Below are 18,229 nucleotides of genomic sequence, written 5' to 3'. Positions count from 1 at the left end.
TTTCGCCGACCGGGCCACCCGGTCACAGCCCCGAGGTGAGCGAATTGCCCTCGGGGATGGCCCAGCAGTTCGATCCGGCCGGTATCCCGGCGAATCGGTCGTCGATCCAGGAGACGGCTCCGGTCATCCACGCGCCCATGGTGCCCACGTGGCTCAGCGCGTCGTACTGCACGTATTCGATCCGGGGATTGCCGGTGGCGCAGTACTGGCGGGCCAGGGTGCGCACGTCCCCGGCGACCATGACGCCGTCACCGGCGCCGATCCCGGGCAGGCTGCCGTCGGTGCCCTCGAGGAACCCGCCCCCGCCCTGGGCGATGTACAGCGGAACGGTCGGGGTGGGCGCGTAGCCGAGGTTGACCTGGTCGACCGTATCCACCAGCACCGCAACATTGTTCGGGTCGGCGTACTCCGGCTTGACCAGCTGCTGCCAGGTCAGGCCGGGATACTGGAACAGCACATTGGCGATCGACGCCGAGCGCAAGGCGGCGGCAACCTGTGCGCCGTACGGGCTCAGGTAGGGCGTGAAGTCCAGGTCGTAGGAGCGGGCCACGCCGATGATGGCCATGGGCGCGACCCCCGACCAGCCCACGCTGCCGCTGACATAGCGCAGGTTGCGGGCGGGGTTGACCAGCAGGCCGCCCTGGGTCGCGCCGACGATGCGCGCGTTGATCTCCGGCGCGTAGTCGGGGGCCAGGGCCGCGGCCCAGTTCGTGGCGATCGCGCCGCCGGAGTATCCGACCAGGCCGAACCGGGTTTCCGAATTCAGGCCCGTCGCAGGTGAATTGACGGCCGCGCGGATGGAATCCAGTGTGTTCATGCCGTATTCGGGTCCGGCGGCGAAGTTCGCCCGCTGTCCCTCGGTGTCGGCGACGATCACGGTGTAACCGCGCGCCAGGATATCGGCGAGCAGCACGGTCTCCGAGGTGTTCACCAGGCCGCCGAAGCTGACATCACCGGCGATGGCCCGCGAGGGGCCGTGCTCGGGATCGAGCGAGTCGTAGAACGACTGGTAGGCAATGGCTTTCGACGGATCGACCCCGCCCGGCGGCAGCAGGATGGAGGTGACGTTGGCGCTGGCCCGGTACTGGGCGTCGGTGGTGCGGTACAGCAGCTGGATCGCCGTGATCGGCGTCGAGATGCCGGCGACGTGGTAGGTCAGCGTCCGGGTGTCGAGGATGGTTCCCGGTTCCATGCCCGACAGTGGTGCGCCGCCCTGATAGGCGTAGAAGGAGTCGGCCGCCGCGTAGACCGGCGGCGCGGTGGCCGTGGTGGTCGCGAAGGCCATCGATAATGCCGCGATCGCCGACAGCATCGGGGCGATCGTGCGTGTTCTTTTCAACTGTTCCCCTAGAAATGTGCGCCGAGGCGCGTGCCCGACCGGTAACCGGACACTCGTATCCGGTTACCGGTGAGTAGTGTGCTGTGCACAACACGCGCCGTCAAGGGCTGTGCACCGACACGATCAGTGGCGCAGGCCCCGCAGCAGCAGCTTCCAGGACTTCTCCGCGACCGAATCCCGGTGCCGCTCCGGGGTTTTGTTCAGCAGCGCGCCCAGCATCCCGACCGCCAGGAAGATGTCCTCGGCGGTGGCATCGGCGCGAATGCTGCCCCGGCACGCCGCGTCCGAGAGCTTCTCGGTGAGTATGGCGTAGAGCCTGCCGATGATCTCCGTCAGGCGCGGATCACTGCTGTCGGCCGGTTGCAGCAGCTCGAAAAGCCCTGCGGCGGCGGTCAACTGATCGAAGATCTTCGACAGCAGTTCGTCCAGCGTGGAGTCGGCGTCGGCGACCAGTGCCTCCAGCTGCACGATGTTCTCGTCGAAGACCGCCAGAATGATCGCTTCCCGGGTCGGGAAATGCCGGTACAGACTGCCCTGCCCCACCCCCGCCGTGCGCGCGATGAGGTTCAGCGGGGCATCGAGCCCGTGCTCGGAGAAGGTCACTTTCGCCGCGGCTAGGAGAGCGGCACGGTTCCCGGCCGCTGCGGCGGGGCCTTTGTTGGCGCGGCGGGTTCCGGACACGACCTCAACGGTAGGACACACAGCACCGCGATCGCGAAACAGGCCAGCGTGTACCAGAGATTGCCGAGCGGGTCGCCGTTCGCGGTGACGCCGTCGGTGGCCCGCAGGAAGTCGGGCAGCGCCGCCGCCCAGAGCACGGCCATGACCACCAGGTAGACGATGCTGTACCGCCGGACGAACGGATTCGTGTAGCGCGCGGTGTCCGACGGCTCCCGCAGCCGCCGCCACTGCCGGTACAGCAGGACCACCGCGACGGCGCTCAGCACCACGAGTTCCAGTGCGTAGACCGTGCCGCGAACCACCGTGCTGCCCATGCCCAGCACCGTCGCCGGCAGTGGGAGCAGGAAGGTGCCCAGCGAGGCGGCCAGGCCGATGACGACTGTGCGCCAGATCAATTGGAGTCCGGTGAAGGTCTCGCCCCGGGCGACCGCCCGCCCGACGAAGTGGTACACGCACCAGGCCAGCGACATCGGCCACAGCGCCGCGAACACGACCACGCTGGGCAGCGGCACCGAGTCGAACATGGGCTGGTTCAACGGATTCGTGGTGGCCCACTCCCACCACCGCAGCTGCGGGCCGATCTGATCGAAGATCTCGTAGAACGCGTGATGCACGAATCCCACGCAGGCCGCACCCGCGAGGGCGCCGTACCGCTCGAAAACCCCGAACATGCGGACGATTTCGTAGGCGATGGTGGCCATGAACGGATAGATCGCGACGATGTAGAGCGGCAGTCGCCCCCACAGGAAGTCCACCGTGAACACATTGTGCGCGAACATGGTGTCCACGTGCTCGTCGATGCCGAAGGCCGCCGGGAAGTACAGCGGCGGTTCGATGACGAAAAGGTAGGCGGTGGCCCCGAACCAGAGCACCAGGTTGGTCGGATCGCCGTGACGGCGTAGTCGCAGGATCGCGTGGATCAGCGCCAGCACCGACCCGAGGATGATTGTCACCTCGAGGACGGGCAGCGTCCAATTCTCCAGGGCGAAGGGATTTCTCAGCTCGAGCAGCCCGCCGGCCTCCGCGCAGGAGAACCCGAGCGCGGTGGCGAGCTGTTCGAAGGTGGTCGAGCAGTGTGCAGCCATCGGTCCGCCTCCTAGACCCGGGCCGTACGCGCGGTGTACCAGTGCGTGACGTCGTAGCCCTCGTCGAACCGCTCGAACCAGATATCGGCCAGCGCGGGCAGATTCTCGTGTGCCGGATTGTGTTTGGGCAATTGGCTGCGCACGATCCCGGCCAGTGCGATGAGCTGTTCGGCCAGGGGCAGGTGGTCGAAGGCCCGCGTCATCGGCCCGAAGTCGCGCGCCCGCAGGAACGGCAGCCGCCTGCGCCAAGTCTGCGCGCGGCGGTGGGTGGCGAACATGGCCAGCGCGTCGATGCGCCGATCCTCCAGTGGCACATGCCGATTGAAGTCCTCGCAGGCGATGCGGATGACCTTCAGCACGTGCCGGAAGATCGACGGGGCCACCCGCATGCGGTAGAGATCGCTGCCCACCACCGAGTCGAAGATGATCAGCGCGGAGCTGCGGTGCTCGACCTCCTCCACGAAATGCCAGATGAACAGCGAGGCGACCCGGTCGTCACCGGGTTTGAACAGCGTCGCGTGATTGTCGAGCATGAGCTTGAACACCGGCGTGAAGGTGGCCTCCAGATCGGCCGTGTAGGCCAGGCGGTAGTCGAGAGATGTTCTGGCCGTGAGGTGATCGAATTCGGCGATCACCTTGTCGAGGGTCTCCTGCAGGCCCGGGTACGCCCGGATGAGCCCCTTCACATGCTGCCGATGTGCGGCCGAATGCTGGCCCTCCTGGCGCATGAAGGCGTCGGCCTCGGCGGCGACTTCCGGATCGCTGATCAGCGGTTTCGTCTGCAGGATCATTTTCACGATCATCTTCTCGAAACCGATGGCCAGGAACGAGACCGCGTTGGCCATGCTCGAGAACGCGGGGTTCTGCTCGTTCCAGAGGAAGGGGACGTCGTAGTCCTCGAAGGCGAAGTGCATCTTGCGGACGTGCAGGTCGGTCATGCCGAGTCACCATACACACTGAAGCTCATGTGTATGATTAGTTTGCCGTGATAGCCTCGAAAACCGGTCCGGGAGCTGGAGAAACGAGGAATCGCAGGGTGGCCAGGAGACGCGGTTGGGGCGGCAGCCCACCGGCCGACGACGCCGAGGCGGCACGCCGAATCGTCTCCGCCGCAGTCGATCTCATCGGCACGACCGGCGCGGTGGTCGGCATCGCCGACGTGGCCGAGTCACTCGGCGTCATCCGCCAGACCGTGTACCGCTACTTCCCCAGCTCCGAGGCGCTCATGCAGGCGGCCGCGCTGGCCTCGGTGGACGGCTTCCTCGATCGGCTGACCGCACAGGTCAAGGGCTTCGACGAGCCGGCCGAAGCCCTGGTCGAGGGCGTCGTCTACACCCTGGGCGAGGTGCGCCGGACCCCGCATCTGGGCCTGATCCTGTCCGGCTCCTACGCCAATACCGGCGCGCTCACCTCCGACGAGGCACAGGCCTTCGGCATGACCATGATTCGCCGCTTCGACGTCGACTGGGAACGCCACGGCTACGACGAGGCGGCGCTGCGGGAGCTGGTCGAGCACCTGCTGCGCACCATGCAGTCGTTCTTCCTCTCCCCCGGCAACCCGCCCCGCGCCGACGAGGAACTGCGACGCTACCTGCGCCGCTGGCTGGGCACCGCGATCAGCGCCCAGCCACGACAGTGACTACCCGGGAACGGCTAGCGATACCGCGGATTGGTGTTGTGCCATTCGAACGAGCCGCCCATCCAATTGCGGACGCCGTGCAGGAACATCTGCAATTCGGGTGACGGCACGGCCTTCAAGGCCCGCTGCCCCTCCTCGAAATCGCGCACCATCCGGTTGTGCAGATCCACGGTGATCTCCACGGCCTGCTCCACCGAGCAGCCGCGGTCGGCGGCGATCTGCAGCACCATATTGGCCACGGGCACCTCGTCGGCCGCGTCTTTCTTCACCGAGAACAGATCGTTGACCAGCACGCACGCCGTGCCCGCCTGGAACGCGGCCCGGCGCACACGCTCGTCGTAGAAGAGGTTGGCGGGCACCGCGAATCCGGCGACCGGATCGATCAGCGTCATGGAGGTGTAGAAGGTGTCGTGCTGGCGGGCGGCCAGGTACTCCCACGCCGTCGGCATCTCGTCGGTGTGCCGCCACGCGGCGTACGCGGTCCACGACACGAACATCGAGAAGGTCGCGTAGCAGGCGCGCTGCACCTGATCGGGTGTCGCGTGCTTGCGCAGATGCGCGATGGCCGAACCGAACGCGCGCAGCACCTTGTCCTCGCGCAGCACCGCGTCGAGCGGCTCGCTGAACTCGCCCGCGTCCGGCAGCGGGTCCAGCGCGGCCATGGCCAGCGTCAGCCGCTGCGGCAGCCGCGTCGGATCCGCGCCCAGCGCCGAATCGTCGGCGTAGTAGTCGTCGGCCATCCACCACGCGGTGTTCATCTGCGCGGCCACCAGCAGGTGATCGGGATCGTCGGAATCGGTGTGGGTCAACATGACCAGCCGCCCGTACCCTGTCTTGCGCAGCTTCTCCAGCTCCTCATCGGTGAAGCCGAGACCTTCCGCCCACGCGACCAGCCGATCGTCGATCTCCTCGGCGAGCCCGTCGTCGATCCGGGCCGCGGGCGGACAGTACAGCGGCGACGCCGAGCCGTCACCCCATTCCAGCAGTTGGCAGGGCTCGACATCCGCGGTCAACCGCCGTATCGGCAGCCGCAGCGCGCTCTCCCCCAGGCGGGGCACCCCGGGCGTGCAGTGATCGGTGGCGCCGAGTTCGGAGAAGGGCGGTTTCGCGTCCGGTGCGGGCGATTCCGGCGCAGGCACCGGCGCGAACCGCTTGGCGAGTTGAGTGCCGAGCCCGTTCGGCCCACGCAGATCGTTGTCGAGACTGGTCATCGTGCTTCTCCCGCCGTGCCGGTCATCAGGTAGAGCAACGCATAGATGGTGACTGCATCGACTATCGGACCTGCAACCCCTCCCGCGCAGCCGTTTACGCGATTCCGGTCGTGACGGCCCCGCCGCGCAGCGCCGACTCGCCCGGCCCACCCAGGAACAGTGCCCGGTAGGCGCTGCGGATGGTGAGACCGCCCAGTTCGGGCACCTCGTCGAGCTCGCGGTCACGCAGTCGCTCGATGAAACCCAGCAGCGCGATCAACTGGATCGAGTCCAGCCCCACGTCGGTGACGAGATCGCTGTCCGCCTCGACGGCGCCGTGCTCCGGACCGCGCAGGTCGTGCAGGAACGCGGTGACCGCGTCGATGAACTCGGCCTCGGAAATCCCTGCCCCGAGTGTGTTCTGGCTGTTCATTGCTTACTCCTTCGGTACGCGACAGGTCATTTCGACACGGACGCGAGGGCCGCCTCGGTTTCCCACAGTGCGGTGACCGCCCGGCGGTCGAGCTTGTTCTGTCCGGTTCGAGGCAGCGGATCGGCGATCGCGATCACGCGCCGCGGCGCGCGCTGCCGGCCGAGGTCGCGACGGATCGATTCGAGAACGTCGGCGGTGCCGACTGCGCTGGACTCGTCGAGGCGCACCAGCAGCCCGATGTCCTCGCCGTCGAGGAGCGAGAGTCCGACCGCCCCGGCCTCGAGGACATCGGGGATCGCGAGCGCGGCTTCCTCGACCTCGTTCAGGTACACGGCGAACCCGCCCTTCATGACCACGTCCTTGCTACGGCCGGCGATGCGGTAGACACCGTCGGTCTCGCGGCGCATGACGTCACCGGTGCGGAACCAGCGCCCGTCGAAGGCCGCGGCGGTGGCGGCGGGATTTCCGTAGTAGTGGTCGAGCAGCGTCGGACCCGCCAACTGCAACTCCCCCTCCCCCGCGCCGGCCACGACGACGCCGGCACTGTCGACGAGCCGCGCCTGCAGCAGCCAGGGCACACCGACGTCGTTCGTCGCCGAGCCGTCCCGGTCCCGGTGCCCGAAGAAGATGGCGCACATGGCTTCCGAGATGCCGTAGCAATTCACCAGGGGCAGGCCGAACTTCTGCGTGAAGCGCTGCTGGGTACGCGCCGGCAGCGGCGCGCTGCCGGTAAGGCACAGCGGAGCCGCGCCGCCGGCGACGCGCGGTCGAGCGACGTGATTGACGATTTCGACCAGCGAGGGAACGAGATAGGTCTGGTCGACGGCGAATTCGTCTATGCGACTCCAATAGTCGCGACCCGAGCGCAGGTCGAGCTCCGGGAGCACGACTACCGCGGCGTCGGTGAAGGCCGCCCAGACGTAGTGCATGTTCAGTGTTCCGGATCCGGAAAGCCTTGCACTACACGCAATCCGGGACGGCTCGCCGCCGCGCAGCGCCGCTCCCGCCGCCGCGGAGGCATGCATGGTCAGCGCCAGTTTCGAATGGGTGAACGGAATGCCCTTGGGGTCACCGGTGCTGCCCGAGGTGTAGCCGAGCATCGCCGTGCCGTCGGGGAGTGCGTGTGGGAACCCTTCGGAGGAGCCGATGCGCACCACCCGGAACTCGGGCAGAAGCTCCAGTCCGAAATCCGCGCCCGAGTGGCGCAATACGTTGTCCCGCAGTCGATTTCCCCATGCAGCGTCGATCAGCACGGCCGTGGCGTCGAGCCGCCACAGGGCCAGCAGGGCCGGCACCGTATCCGGATGATCGACGAGGGTCACGGCGCAGCGTGCGCCCGGCGCCATTCCCGCCAGCACGAAATGGGCCAGCAGTTTCTCACTGCGATCGGCGATATCCGCCCAGCTGAGCCGGATTCCCTCGAACGGCGCGCGCTGGAAGATCAGGGCGTCGGCGTCCGGTCGTTCCTGCGCCAATCGCAGATAGCGGTTCGCCAGTTCGCGAACCGGCAGGTCGTGTGCCACAGCGTTGGTTCCTTACTGGCGGGTCCGGCGGGCTTCCACGCCGCGGACGAAGTCGCGCAGCGATTCCTCGAATCGGTCGGTGTGTTCGAAGAAGGGCAGATGCCCGCACTCGTCGAAGATCTCGGCGGTCGCATCGGGCATGGTCTCGGCCAGCAATCGCAATCCGGAGGGGCTGATGCAGAAATCGTCGTCGCCACCGAGCAGCAGGGTCGGCGCCGCCACTCGCGTCAGCATCGCGACGTCCTCGCTGGGATCGAGGGCATCGGAGAGGTTGGCCCGCAGCTGCGCGGTGGAGTTGGTCGCCAGGAACCGCTCCCGCAGGGCCAGATACGTCGCGGTGCCGCCGATCGCCTGGGTGCGATCACCGAAGACGAGCGGATAGATCGCGTCGAACAGCGCACGGGGACCGCCGGATTCGAGTGCGGCGAGCCAGGATCGGGTGATGCGGGTGCGGCGCTTGGAGCCCCACGGGCTGATCGGCGGTCCGACCAGGATCAGACCCGAGACCCGGTCCGGATGCCGGACCGCGAAGTCGCGGCAGATGAGCGTCGAGATCGAGGATCCGACCAGGTGGGTCCGTTCGATCCCGAGGTGATCCAGCAGGGAGACGAGATCGTCCACATGCTGATCGAAGCCCTTGGGCTCCCCGGAGGACGCACCCTGGTTGCGGAGATCGTAGGTGAGGATCCGGTTCTCGGTCACCACCCGCCGGGTGAAATTGCGCCACGCCGTGCTGACCACGTAGATCGTGGAAACGAAAGTGACGCAGGGCCCTTCGCCCTCCAGCTCGTAGTAGAGCTCGCAGCCGTCGGCGGTCCGGTGCCGGGCCGTATCGCCCCGGTAGCCGAGGTCCCAGGTTTCGATGGTCGCCAGATCCATTACGCGGCCCCCCGATGCGCCAGGTACCAGGCGACGTACCGGCCGAGCTCCTGAGCCGACAGTTCGCACCGCAGTGCGCCCTCGCCGAGGATCTTCTCGACATTCGACACCGAGAAGTACTTCTCGTCGTTCATGTAGGACCGGTAGAAGTCCATCTGCTCATCGACCTTCTCGTCGATGAGCGTGAACTCGGAGCGGTCGTCGGTGAAGATCGGGTACTGCACGCCCAGCACGTCGACCGCGCCGTCCCACACCGTCTTCAACGCGGGCGGGGCGCTGTTGGCGAGGTGGTAGATCTCGCTGTCGGACGACCGCGCCGCGATGCCGACGGCGGCACGGACCACCTGGTCCACCGGGATGAAGTTGACCGGGGTGTCCCCGTTCGCCAGCAAGCGCAGGGGCCGGAACTTCAGCAGGTCGCCCAGCGAGGCGCGGACGAGATTGCGCGCGCGCTGCAGGCCGCGGACGAAACCGTACAGACCCGAGAACGTGGTGGCGGCGTAGGTCCGGCTGTGCCCGATGACGATGCTCGGCCGGAAGATCCGGATCGTGTCGAAACCCGAGTCCAGCACGGTGTTCTCGGCCGCGATCTTCGATCGTTCGTAGGCGTTGTTCGACTCCACCGACGCCGGGATCCGCGCCTCCGGAATGACTCCGTTGGTGCGTCCGGCGACATAGGCGGTGCTGATGTAGTTGAACGTCCGCACGCCCAAGCCGCGGGCCAGCTCGAGCACGTTCTCGGTGCCCTCGACATTCTGCTTCTCGATCTCGGCCGCGCGGTGCTCCTCGAAGGCCAGAGACGCTGCCGAATGCCAGAATTCGTCCACGCCGCCGGTGTGGGCGTCGAGGTCGACACCTGCCAGCGGCTCGGTGATATCACCCGCGACGGCCGTGCAGCGGGCCAGTTCCTCCGCCGACAGCGGGGTGCCGTAGGCCTGCGCGCTGAGGCGCAGCGAGTCCAGCAGACGCTGCTGGGCGGAGCTGCCCGGCCGGGTGCGGACCAGGCACAGTAGTTGTGCGTCGGTTTCTTTCAGCAATTCGATGGCGAGTGCGCCGCCGATGAGCCCCGTCACCCCTGTGAGCATTACTCGGGACGGTTTTTCCGTCATGGCAAAGCCCTCCTCTTTCAATTCTTGTCCATGGGAATCCGCAAGTGACAGGAAATTCGTCCGTCACCGGGAAGAGAATTCGTGGCGCCGATCTGCACCATTCGGATCGGTTCCGACAGTAGTAATCGCGAATCGAATTCGTCAATGGATTCGACCGCACCGGATTCACCATCGTGCTCCGTCAGGCCGACACGGCGATGCAGTGCCGCCAGCGGGCCGGGCAGCCACCAGTTCCCGGTGCTCATCAACCGCATGAGGGCCGGGGCCAGGCACAGCCGGATGATGGTGGCATCGGCCACCACCGCCAGCGCGAGACCGATTCCGAACATCTGCATCGACGACACCGCCGACGTGGCGATGGCCAGGAACACGACGGCCATCAGCGCCGCCGCCGCGGTGAAGATCCGCCCGGTCCGCGCGACGCCCATGGCGACGGCGTGGGTGTTGGCTCCGGCGCTGCGGTCGGAGGCGAGCCACTCCTCGCGGATCCGGGAGAGCAGGAAGACCTCGTAGTCCATGGACATGCCGAAGGCCAGACAGAACATCAGGGGCGGCATATTGGCGTTCAGGTATCCGGTGGCCGTGAATCCCAGCAGGCCGGACAGGTGGCCCTGCTGGAACACCCAGACCATGGCCCCGTAGGTCGCAGTGAGCGACAGCAGGTTCAGCAGCAACGCCTTGACCGGCAGTACGAGGCTCCCCGTGAACAGGAACAGCAGCACGAGACTGCTCAGCACGACGATCGCCAGCGCGATGGGCAGCCGGTCGTACATCTCGTCCAGTGCGTCCTTGTACACCGGGGCCGTACCGCCGAACAGCGGCGTAACCGGCGACGGCACCGCACGCAGGGCGGCGACGAGCTCGGCTCCCTGCTGCGACATCGGATCGATCCCGGTCCGCACGGCCAGCACCGTGCCCGCCGGCGCGGTCATCGGCAGGTGCGACGAATCGACCTGGCGGCCTTGGGAATACACGCCCTCCGGCGACAGCACCGCGGTCACCCCCGCGACGGCGGACAGCGCCGCGGCGTAGTCGCCGACCGGGCGCTGATGGTCCGGCAACGCGATGGAGACGGTCGCGGCCAGGTTCGCGTCGAAATCGTGGCGCAGGCTTTCGCCGACCTGGTAGCTGGGCGCCGCCTCCGGCATCACCCGGTAGTCGGGGTAGGCCAACTGGACGGAGAGGAACGGCAATCCGAGCAGCACCAGCACCGCGGTGGCCGTGATCGACACGGGCACAGCGCGTTTCATCACCGCCACGACCAGCCGGTACCAGCGGGTCCGTTCCGGGGCCGGGGCGGGCGCGGGTGCCCGGCGGATGAGCCGCAGCAGGGGAACGCGCAGATCCAGCGCATTCACCCGGGGCCCCAGCACCATGAGGCCGGCCGGCAGCACCAGCACCGACGCCGCGGTGGCGGCGACCACGACGGCGATACCCGCGTAGGCGAAGGAGCGCAGGAAGTAGGCGTCGAAGCAGGACAGTGCCGCGAGCGAGAGCGCCACCGTCAGCGCCGAGAACACCACGGTGCGACCGGCCGTCCGAATCGCCTTGACCACGGCGTCTTTCACCGCCGCCCCCTGGGCCAGCTCCTCGCGGTACCGGCTCACGATGAACAGGCTGTAGTCGATGGCCAGGGCCAGGCCGAGCGCGGTGGTCATGTTGAGCGCGAAGATCGAGACATCGGTGACCAGGGTCAGTGCCCGCAGGATGGCCAGGGTGGAGATGATTGAGAAGAGCCCGATCACGACCGGCAGCGCGGCGGCCACCACACTGCCGAACACGAGGATCAGCAGCAGCAGTGTCACCGGCAGCGCGATCGCCTCCGCGACGAGCAGCCCGTCCGCGATCTCGGTGCTGATGTCGTGGAATTCGGCGGCGGCTCCGCCGGTGCGGATGGTCACCCCGTCGGCGGAACCCGAGACCTGTTCCGATACCCGGCCCGCGCTGTCCTGCTGGGCGGTGTCGTCACCGGCCAGTCCGACCAGAATGAGCCCGCTGCGACCGTCCACGCTGCGCAGCGACCGGGACGGGCCGGTCTCGGAATCGGACCAGGCCTGGATACTGGTGACGTCCGCGCGGGCACGCAGCAGATCCAGCACCCGCCGGGTGGCGGCCTGCGCCGCCGGGCTGTCGATGGACTCCGAATCAGTCACCAGCACAACGACATTCGGGCTCGCGCCGGGGAAGTGCCGTTGAATGAATCGGTTCGCCGCCTCGACATCGGCCGAGGCGAAGCCGCCGGATTTCAGGGCCGCCTGCGCCGACCCGCCGAAGACACCGCACAGCAGTGCGACCAGGAGGGTTCCGACGAGCACCGGCCAGGGCCGCGCGACGGCGAACCGGGCGATTGTGGTCAACACAGCAGTACTCCATGTTCGAGAGGGTGGGTGGGGCCAGACCCCGGGATGGCGGTCGACTGCGGAAGTTCCGCACTCGAACGGGCGCTCCCGGGTGATCGCCGATATCAGATCGGCCGTCCGGATACCCGCCGATCCGGGATGTATCTTTAGAGGTAGAGGCCATTATTCGAATGGCACAACTTTCCGCGAAGTTCTACTGACGCACTGTTTCGCTCAGTAACTTCCAGAACATGCATTCAGGGAATGTCACGGCATCGGACGGCGCAACTTTCTATTTCTTCGATCGGCTCGGCCGTTCGAATTCTCGGCTCGATAACGCGGCGAATTCCGTTGCAATTCATTCTCGGTCGGTGCTGCTGTCTCTGCAAGAGGCTCGGCCCGCCGTTCAATTTCTTTTCGCGCTGCGATTCGTCGCGGGCTCCGTACTCGGCGTCGCCGCGCTCCCCGGGCCGCAGGACCTGGGCACCCTCGGCTATCTCACGAGTCTGCTCGGGTGGGTCGCGGCGATCGTGTTCGTCTATGTGCTGAACGGCGTCTGCGATATCGACAACGACTCGGTCAACGGGGTCGGCCGGCCGCTGTCCCGGGGAGCGTTGTCACGACCGGATGCCATCAGGGCGGCAATCGGTTTCGCGCTCGTCGCCATGCTGTCGGCGGTGCATCGCGGTCCGTGGATGATTCTCGCGGTCGTGGTGATCCTGGCGCTCGGCTGCGCCTACTCGCTGCCGCCGTTCCGATTCTGTGCGACACCGTTCGGATCCATCGCGGTGGTCGTCCTCGGCGGCTTCGTCACCTATATCGCGGGCATGCTCGCCGTCGGCGGTCGACCGACGCCACAGCTGCTCGCCCTCGCCCTCGCCATGTCCTGCTGGTCCGGCTTCGTCGGTGCGATCACGAAGGACTTCTCCGATATCGACGGTGATCGCGCGGCCGGGCGCGGGGTGCTGGCGGTGCGCATCGGCGAGCGCCGCCTCCGGGCGACCGTGGCGAGCGTCGCCGTCGCCATCGGCGTGCTGTTCTGCCTTGCCGCACAGGCGATCCCGCTGCTGTCCGGGGCGGCAGCGGTGGTCCTCGGCGGGGGCCTGCTGGTGGCGTACTCCGTGCTGACCACCCGGCATTCCGACCGGCGGGACACCACCAGGCTGCCCTATCGGATTCATCTCGGCGTGCAGTACCTCACCCACCTGACCGTCCTCACCGCGCCGGCGTGAGTCCCAGGATCGCGCGAGCGATCTGGTCGGACTGGGTGAGCAGCGGTGAGTTCACCCGGGGGCGCGCACCGGACGCGGTCACCCACTGCACACCCTCGAGCGGCGGGCCGAAGCAGTACACCTGCTCGTGTGCCCGCCCGTTCGCTTTGATCACCCGCAGTGTTCGCGGGTCGACATCGATGCCGCCGGACCGATAGCCGCCGCCCGCATCCGGAATGCGATAGGCCCGGCAATTGCCGCGTGCGAGAAGGTCCTTCAGGAACGGATCGGCTGCCCGCCGGATATCCGCCCCGGGCAGATAGGACTCGATGAGCGCCGGCGCGGTGCGCCGGGAGCCGTCGACCACCGCCGACTCCACGCTGAACAGCCCGATATCCGGATCGAACCGGGCCGGTGCGGCCGGTCCGACGAACTCTACCGCGCCCGCGCGCTGCAGCGCGATCAGTTCCGCGACACGGCTGTTCGGTGGGCCGGACGCCAGCATATTGTTCACCCCGTTGAACCAGAGTTCGATATCGCGGCGATAGGACTGCCCGCCGACGCCGCCGTGCGAAACGATTCTCCGCACCACACCGCGCAGATCGCGTACCGCGGCCGCCAGCGCCTTACCGGGATCTCGATCCGGCCCCCGCGCGGCGGCCGCGTAATCGTCTTCCAGCAGGCCGCGTAACCACTTTCCGAAGATCTCCGTGGAGGCGAAGCTGCGCCCGGCGCCGGGTGTCAGCAGTTCGCTCCAATCCAGGTGCCGGTTGCCGAGGCCGAGGGAACCCTCCAGCACCGCGGGCAACCGATCGATGTCGAAGCCGGGCGCGTCGAAGACCTCCCGGAGCACGGCCTCGTCGCCGGGATCCGCGTGCAGCAGGGTCCGGTAGTAGGCCCACGCCATCTCCTTGCGCAGTGTCGGCCAGACGTCGGCGCGGAAGTCGAGTCGCTCCGAGCGGGCAGCCAGCCGATCGGCGAACGCACCGGTGAAGTAGCGCGGCCGATAGGACGGCACCTCCTGCTCCCGGTACTCCGGGCGCGCCCGGTAGGGGACGCCCTGCCGGGACGCGGCATAGATCCTCGGCTCCGCGCCGGAGGGCAGATACTCGAGCTCACCGGCCCGTTCTTCGAATCTGCCGCCCCGGCCCGTGGTCAGCAGTGCCACATGGTCGAAGAAGGTCAACCCCAGCCCGTAGACGATCACCTCGGTGCCGGAACCGATCGCTCGCAGGTCGGCATCGGAGGCGTTTCCGGGCGGAACGTAGTGCCGACCGGCCCGCCGCGCGGCGTCCGCCAGCTCGCGGTTACGTTTGGAGGGCTCGAGATCGTAGTGGCCGACCGCCAGGACGACGGCTTCGGCCCGGATCCTCCTGCCGTCGCCGAGTGCGACGCGATAGCCGCCGCCGCGCTCCGCGTACGGCGTCAAATCCGTTGCCGCACTGCGGTACACCGTCACCATCACATGCTCCGGAGCCTGCCGCTCGATGCGGGTGAAGGCCCACCGCAGGTACTCCCCGTGCAGGGCGCGGCTGGGATAGGACCACGGGCGCATCGCCCGCGCCTCCGCGCGCAGCTCCATGGGCAGCACGCTGTCATTCTCCATCGCCACGGTTTTCGCCCACTCGTACTGGGTGGGACCGGTGGTGATCGGACCCGCGCACCGTACCGAGTCGTCCGGGAACGCGGTGATATCCGCCGCAACGCTGTTCATCAGCAGCTGACGCGGTTGATCCCGCCGCCAGACCCGGCCCGGGCCGTGCTCGTACGGATCGATCACATGGATGTGGATCGGGCGCTCGGGCCGCTGTGTCGCATTGGCGCACAATCGTTCCAAGGTGACCGTCCCACGCGGACCGGCGCCGATGATCGCCACGTTCAGGGCCCGCACCGGGATGCGGGCCGGGGATGTCGGACTGTTCATCGCTAGCCGAAGCTCACCGTGACGCACTGGCCGAGATGGTTCTGCGCGCTCGCCACCGCCTCGAGGCCGCAATCGTGCAGGAGGCGGTCGAAACAGGCGGCGCTGAACGACTGCGAGACGAATCCGTCGGCGCCGCGGAACCGGACGCCGCTGTACGGCGCCCGCTCCACGGCGGCGAGGGTGATTCCGCACGCCGTGTAGTAGTCCCGGCGCACCTCGGTGGTCCACACGTCGGAATTGAACGCCGAGATCAGGCCGTACCCGCCCGACCCGCGCAGGGCGTCGAAAACCGCCGCGGGGTCGGGCAGATTCCCGATGAGGTTGAACGGGAACACGTAGAGCGGCACCTCGCCGTGGACGTGCGCGCGCCACTGTTCCGGCCGCCCGGCGTCACCGGCCACAGCGTTCGCCGTGCGCTGCAGGCCCTCGCTGATGATGCGACGGCGCAGCAGTTCGACCGCGTCGTCGTTGATGTCGATCCCCAGGTAGGGGATCCCCGCCGAACGGGCGACCTCGATGGCTCGCCCGTCGTAACAACCCATTTCGACGAGCATGTCGCAGTGGAACTGCCGCACGCTCTGCAGCACCGCCAGGGATTCCAGTTGCAGGAAGGCGAGCAGGTCGTCGGGGAAGTTGGCGGCCCGCATGATCGCGGACGCCCCCCGGGCGCGATAGAAGTCGCCGCTGGTGGCGAATTCGCCCGTCTGGGTGTCGAATTCGATCGACGTCATGCTGTCTCCTGTTTCGAGAATCGGTCCGTCCCGGGCGCGGCGGCCGGAACGCGGCCGGTGGGCTCCGAGCGACGGCGCACCAGATCGGCCAGGCGCTCACGAACCACCGGCCATTCGGAGTCGACGATGGAGTAGACGATCGTCGTGCGCCACGATCCGTCACGGCGGCGGGCGTGCCGGCGCAGGCTGCCCTCTTCGGTCGCGCCGATCGCCAGGACGGCCCGCCGCGACCGGGTATTCAGATCGTCCACGTTGAATTCGGCGCGGGCGGCGCGCAATGTGCCGAAGACGTGGTCCAGCACAAGCAGTTTCGACTCCGGATTGCAGGCCGAGCCGCGCACTCCGGCCGACAGCCAGGTGTATCCCACGGTCACCCGGCGATGGTGTTCGCTCATGTTGTAGATAGAGGTCGTGCCGATCACCTCGGCACCGCGCGCGTCGACGATGGTGAGGGTCTGCCGGCCGGACTCCAGTGCGTGGGAGACGGTTTCGGCCGAGGGGGGCGCGGATTCGATGCCGTACGGGAAGTACCTGAGGGTCTCCGGATCATCGTGCGCGCGGGCCAGGCCGGCCGCGTCCGACAGCACGGTCGGCCGCAGCAGCACGAATTCGCCTCGCAGCGTGGGTATCTCGCTCCAGTCACGCATTCTCACCGGTTCCTCCCACTCGGGTCAGTACCTCGCCCGATCCCGCCCCGCCCCGGACCGCGGCGGTGGTGCGGGCGTGCTGTATCTGTGCCGCAATGCCTTTGACGTTCCACGTCGCCTGAAACAGCGATGAGGAATACAGCAGCGAACCACGGGTGGCGAAGCCGATCGCCGCTACCCGGGACGGACGCCCGTCGGGCCGGACCAGTCCGCCGGTCCGGCGATCGACGCGGACGCCGCCGTACTGCTCGGCCACCGCCCAGCCGTTCGCCACCAGGGTGTTCTCGAATCGTTCCTGCCCGGCGCTGGTCGTAGCCCCGGTCCCGTCGACGATCGCGTCGTAGGTCGCGATGCCGTCGGGTGTGCGGATGCCCGGCGCGTCCGCCGTGCGCTCGAGGGTGCCGACCAGTACCCGGACTCGCCCGGCATCGATCGCCGTCCGCAGAATCCTGGCGGTGTGCGGCGGGATCGGGCTGCATATCGCCTGCAGGAGGCGGTAATACCGGTCGTCGAAGGCTTTCCGGTCGGCCTCGGACATGCCGTACCAGTACACCGGCAGATCTCGGTTGGCCATCGAGATGGCGATGTTCTGGATCCGCCGCTGCGCCTCCGGGATCCGATCGGGGGCAACGAAGCCACCTACCCCCGCGACCAGCCGATCCAGATACTCGCGCAGGTCCTCCGGTGTGACCTGCTGCGCGGCCAGCTCCGTCAGGAAGCGGGTGCGCAATTCGGCGAGGGACGCACCTCGGTGGTCATCGCGCGCGGGCAGCGTGAGGGGTAGATCCTCCGCGAAATCCGCACGGACGTCGGGCAGGATGCCCGACCGGGAGAACATCGAGACCTCGATATCGGGATGGCCGGACAGCAGCGCCAGCGTGCAATCGACAGCGGTGAGCCCCGATCCCAGCACGGCCACTCGCCGCGCCCCACGGGTCCGCTCGACCAGTTCACGTAAGGGGTAGGGGCGCAACGGATCACCGTCGCCCGGTGGCGGCTCGTCCTGCCGCCCGTGCCCGGTGCACAGAATGAGATGGTCGGCCTCGATGACATCACCCGCGACAGTGACGAGCACCTTCCCCTCGATCTCCTCGAACCCCTCGGCATAGGACGCGTGCCGCTCCAGCAGCCGGCCCGCCTCCCGCCACCGTCGTTCGATGGCCTCGTACCGGCACTCGAGATAGCGGCCGAAGTACGCGCGGGTGAAGTACTCGCCGTCCCCGTCCGCGGGGAGGGCCCCGCCCTGTTCGGCCACCCAGTCGAGGAAATCGTGCTGGTTGTCGTATACCACCGACATGTGGCGCGCCTGCCGATTGACCAGTGCGCAGCCCAGATCGTCGCGGTACACGGTGCCCACGCCCGGGCGCTCGCCGCCGTCGATGAGGACGACATCGGGCAGGTCGGCAGCCAGTACCCGGTGCAATTCGTACAGGGCGGCCAGCCCGGACGCCCCCGCGCCGACGATGGCGATCCGCGTATTCTCGTGCGTTCTCACGTTT

At 67.8% G+C, this 18,229-nt stretch carries 16 protein-coding genes; 2 read left to right on the top strand and 14 right to left on the bottom strand.

The features are described 5' to 3' along the window. Positions 1–22 precede the first annotated feature (22 nt). From JK358_RS28380 to JK358_RS28365, 4 genes are all read right to left on the bottom strand, one after another. The gene (locus JK358_RS28380) at positions 23–1,312 is read right to left on the bottom strand and encodes a lipase family protein (protein ID WP_201953436.1); all 1,290 of its coding nucleotides are present in this window, start codon (positions 1,310–1,312) and stop codon (positions 23–25) included. A gap of 150 nt (positions 1,313–1,462) precedes the next feature. After that, positions 1,463–1,942, bottom strand: a complete 480-nt coding sequence (locus JK358_RS28375) for a TetR/AcrR family transcriptional regulator (RefSeq protein WP_307817779.1) — start codon at positions 1,940–1,942, stop codon at positions 1,463–1,465. An 11-nt stretch (positions 1,943–1,953) separates the two neighbouring features. Then, positions 1,954–3,105, bottom strand: a complete 1,152-nt coding sequence (locus tag JK358_RS28370; RefSeq protein ID WP_201953431.1) for a DUF7802 domain-containing protein — start codon at positions 3,103–3,105, stop codon at positions 1,954–1,956. An 11-nt stretch (positions 3,106–3,116) separates the two neighbouring features. Further along, the gene (locus JK358_RS28365; RefSeq protein WP_201953428.1) at positions 3,117–4,043 is read right to left on the bottom strand and encodes a metal-dependent hydrolase; all 927 of its coding nucleotides are present in this window, start codon (positions 4,041–4,043) and stop codon (positions 3,117–3,119) included. Between the two features lie 98 nt (positions 4,044–4,141). Here JK358_RS28365 and JK358_RS28360 point away from each other — a divergent pair, with 98 nt between their 5' ends. Beyond that, positions 4,142–4,744, top strand: coding sequence for a TetR/AcrR family transcriptional regulator (locus tag JK358_RS28360; protein WP_201953423.1), 603 nt, complete (start codon positions 4,142–4,144; stop codon positions 4,742–4,744). A gap of 14 nt (positions 4,745–4,758) precedes the next feature. Here JK358_RS28360 and JK358_RS28355 read toward each other — a convergent pair whose 3' ends face one another. The 6 genes from JK358_RS28355 to JK358_RS28330 form a co-directional block, all read right to left on the bottom strand. Further along, positions 4,759–5,955: a family 2 encapsulin nanocompartment cargo protein terpene cyclase gene (locus JK358_RS28355; RefSeq protein ID WP_201953420.1), complete on the bottom strand. Its 1,197-nt coding sequence runs from the start codon at positions 5,953–5,955 to the stop codon at positions 4,759–4,761. A 94-nt stretch (positions 5,956–6,049) separates the two neighbouring features. Further along, positions 6,050–6,367, bottom strand: coding sequence for a hypothetical protein (locus tag JK358_RS28350; RefSeq protein WP_201953416.1), 318 nt, complete (start codon positions 6,365–6,367; stop codon positions 6,050–6,052). A gap of 26 nt (positions 6,368–6,393) precedes the next feature. Further along, positions 6,394–7,890 carry a class I adenylate-forming enzyme family protein gene (locus tag JK358_RS28345; RefSeq protein WP_201953413.1) on the bottom strand — a complete coding sequence of 499 codons (1,497 nt, stop codon included), beginning with the start codon at positions 7,888–7,890 and terminating at the stop codon, positions 6,394–6,396. 12 nt (positions 7,891–7,902) lie between these two features. Continuing rightward, positions 7,903–8,769, bottom strand: a complete 867-nt coding sequence (locus JK358_RS28340) for an alpha/beta fold hydrolase (protein WP_201953411.1) — start codon at positions 8,767–8,769, stop codon at positions 7,903–7,905. Next, positions 8,769–9,878, bottom strand: coding sequence for an SDR family oxidoreductase (locus JK358_RS28335; RefSeq protein ID WP_201953408.1), 1,110 nt, complete (start codon positions 9,876–9,878; stop codon positions 8,769–8,771). Before JK358_RS28335 ends, JK358_RS28340 begins: the two co-directional genes overlap by 1 nt. Positions 9,879–9,895: 17 nt before the next feature. Continuing rightward, the gene (locus tag JK358_RS28330; RefSeq protein WP_201953405.1) at positions 9,896–12,238 is read right to left on the bottom strand and encodes an MMPL family transporter; all 2,343 of its coding nucleotides are present in this window, start codon (positions 12,236–12,238) and stop codon (positions 9,896–9,898) included. 350 nt (positions 12,239–12,588) lie between these two features. On the opposite strand from JK358_RS28330, the gene JK358_RS28325 reads away from it, so the two are divergent. Then, complete coding sequence (locus tag JK358_RS28325; RefSeq protein ID WP_201953401.1) at positions 12,589–13,449, top strand: UbiA family prenyltransferase; 861 nt, start codon at positions 12,589–12,591, stop codon at positions 13,447–13,449. Here the strand turns inward: JK358_RS28325 and JK358_RS28320 are convergent. Genes JK358_RS28320 through JK358_RS28305 form a run of 4 tightly spaced genes read right to left on the bottom strand, consistent with a single transcriptional unit; the run spans position 13,433 to position 18,225 of the window. Continuing rightward, positions 13,433–15,352, bottom strand: coding sequence for an FAD/NAD(P)-binding protein (locus JK358_RS28320; RefSeq protein ID WP_201953398.1), 1,920 nt, complete (start codon positions 15,350–15,352; stop codon positions 13,433–13,435). The two genes, JK358_RS28325 and JK358_RS28320, sit on opposite strands and share 17 nt — an antisense overlap. Positions 15,353–15,354: 2 nt before the next feature. Continuing rightward, complete coding sequence (locus tag JK358_RS28315; RefSeq protein ID WP_201953396.1) at positions 15,355–16,083, bottom strand: methyltransferase domain-containing protein; 729 nt, start codon at positions 16,081–16,083, stop codon at positions 15,355–15,357. Continuing rightward, entirely contained in the window at positions 16,080–16,730 is a 651-nt protein-coding gene (locus tag JK358_RS28310; protein ID WP_201953394.1) for a GNAT family N-acetyltransferase, read from the bottom strand. Before JK358_RS28310 ends, JK358_RS28315 begins: the two co-directional genes overlap by 4 nt. Beyond that, on the bottom strand, positions 16,723–18,225 hold the full coding sequence (locus JK358_RS28305) for an FAD/NAD(P)-binding protein (RefSeq protein ID WP_201953391.1): 1,503 nt from the start codon (positions 18,223–18,225) through the stop codon (positions 16,723–16,725). Before JK358_RS28305 ends, JK358_RS28310 begins: the two co-directional genes overlap by 8 nt. Between the last annotated feature and the right edge of the window lie 4 nt (positions 18,226–18,229).

Source organism: Nocardia acididurans (assembly GCF_016741815.1).
Classification (GTDB): Bacteria; Actinomycetota; Actinomycetes; order Mycobacteriales; family Mycobacteriaceae; genus Nocardia; species Nocardia acididurans.
Note: the sequence above shows the minus strand (reverse complement) of the source record. Positions and strands in the feature narration are given on the sequence as shown.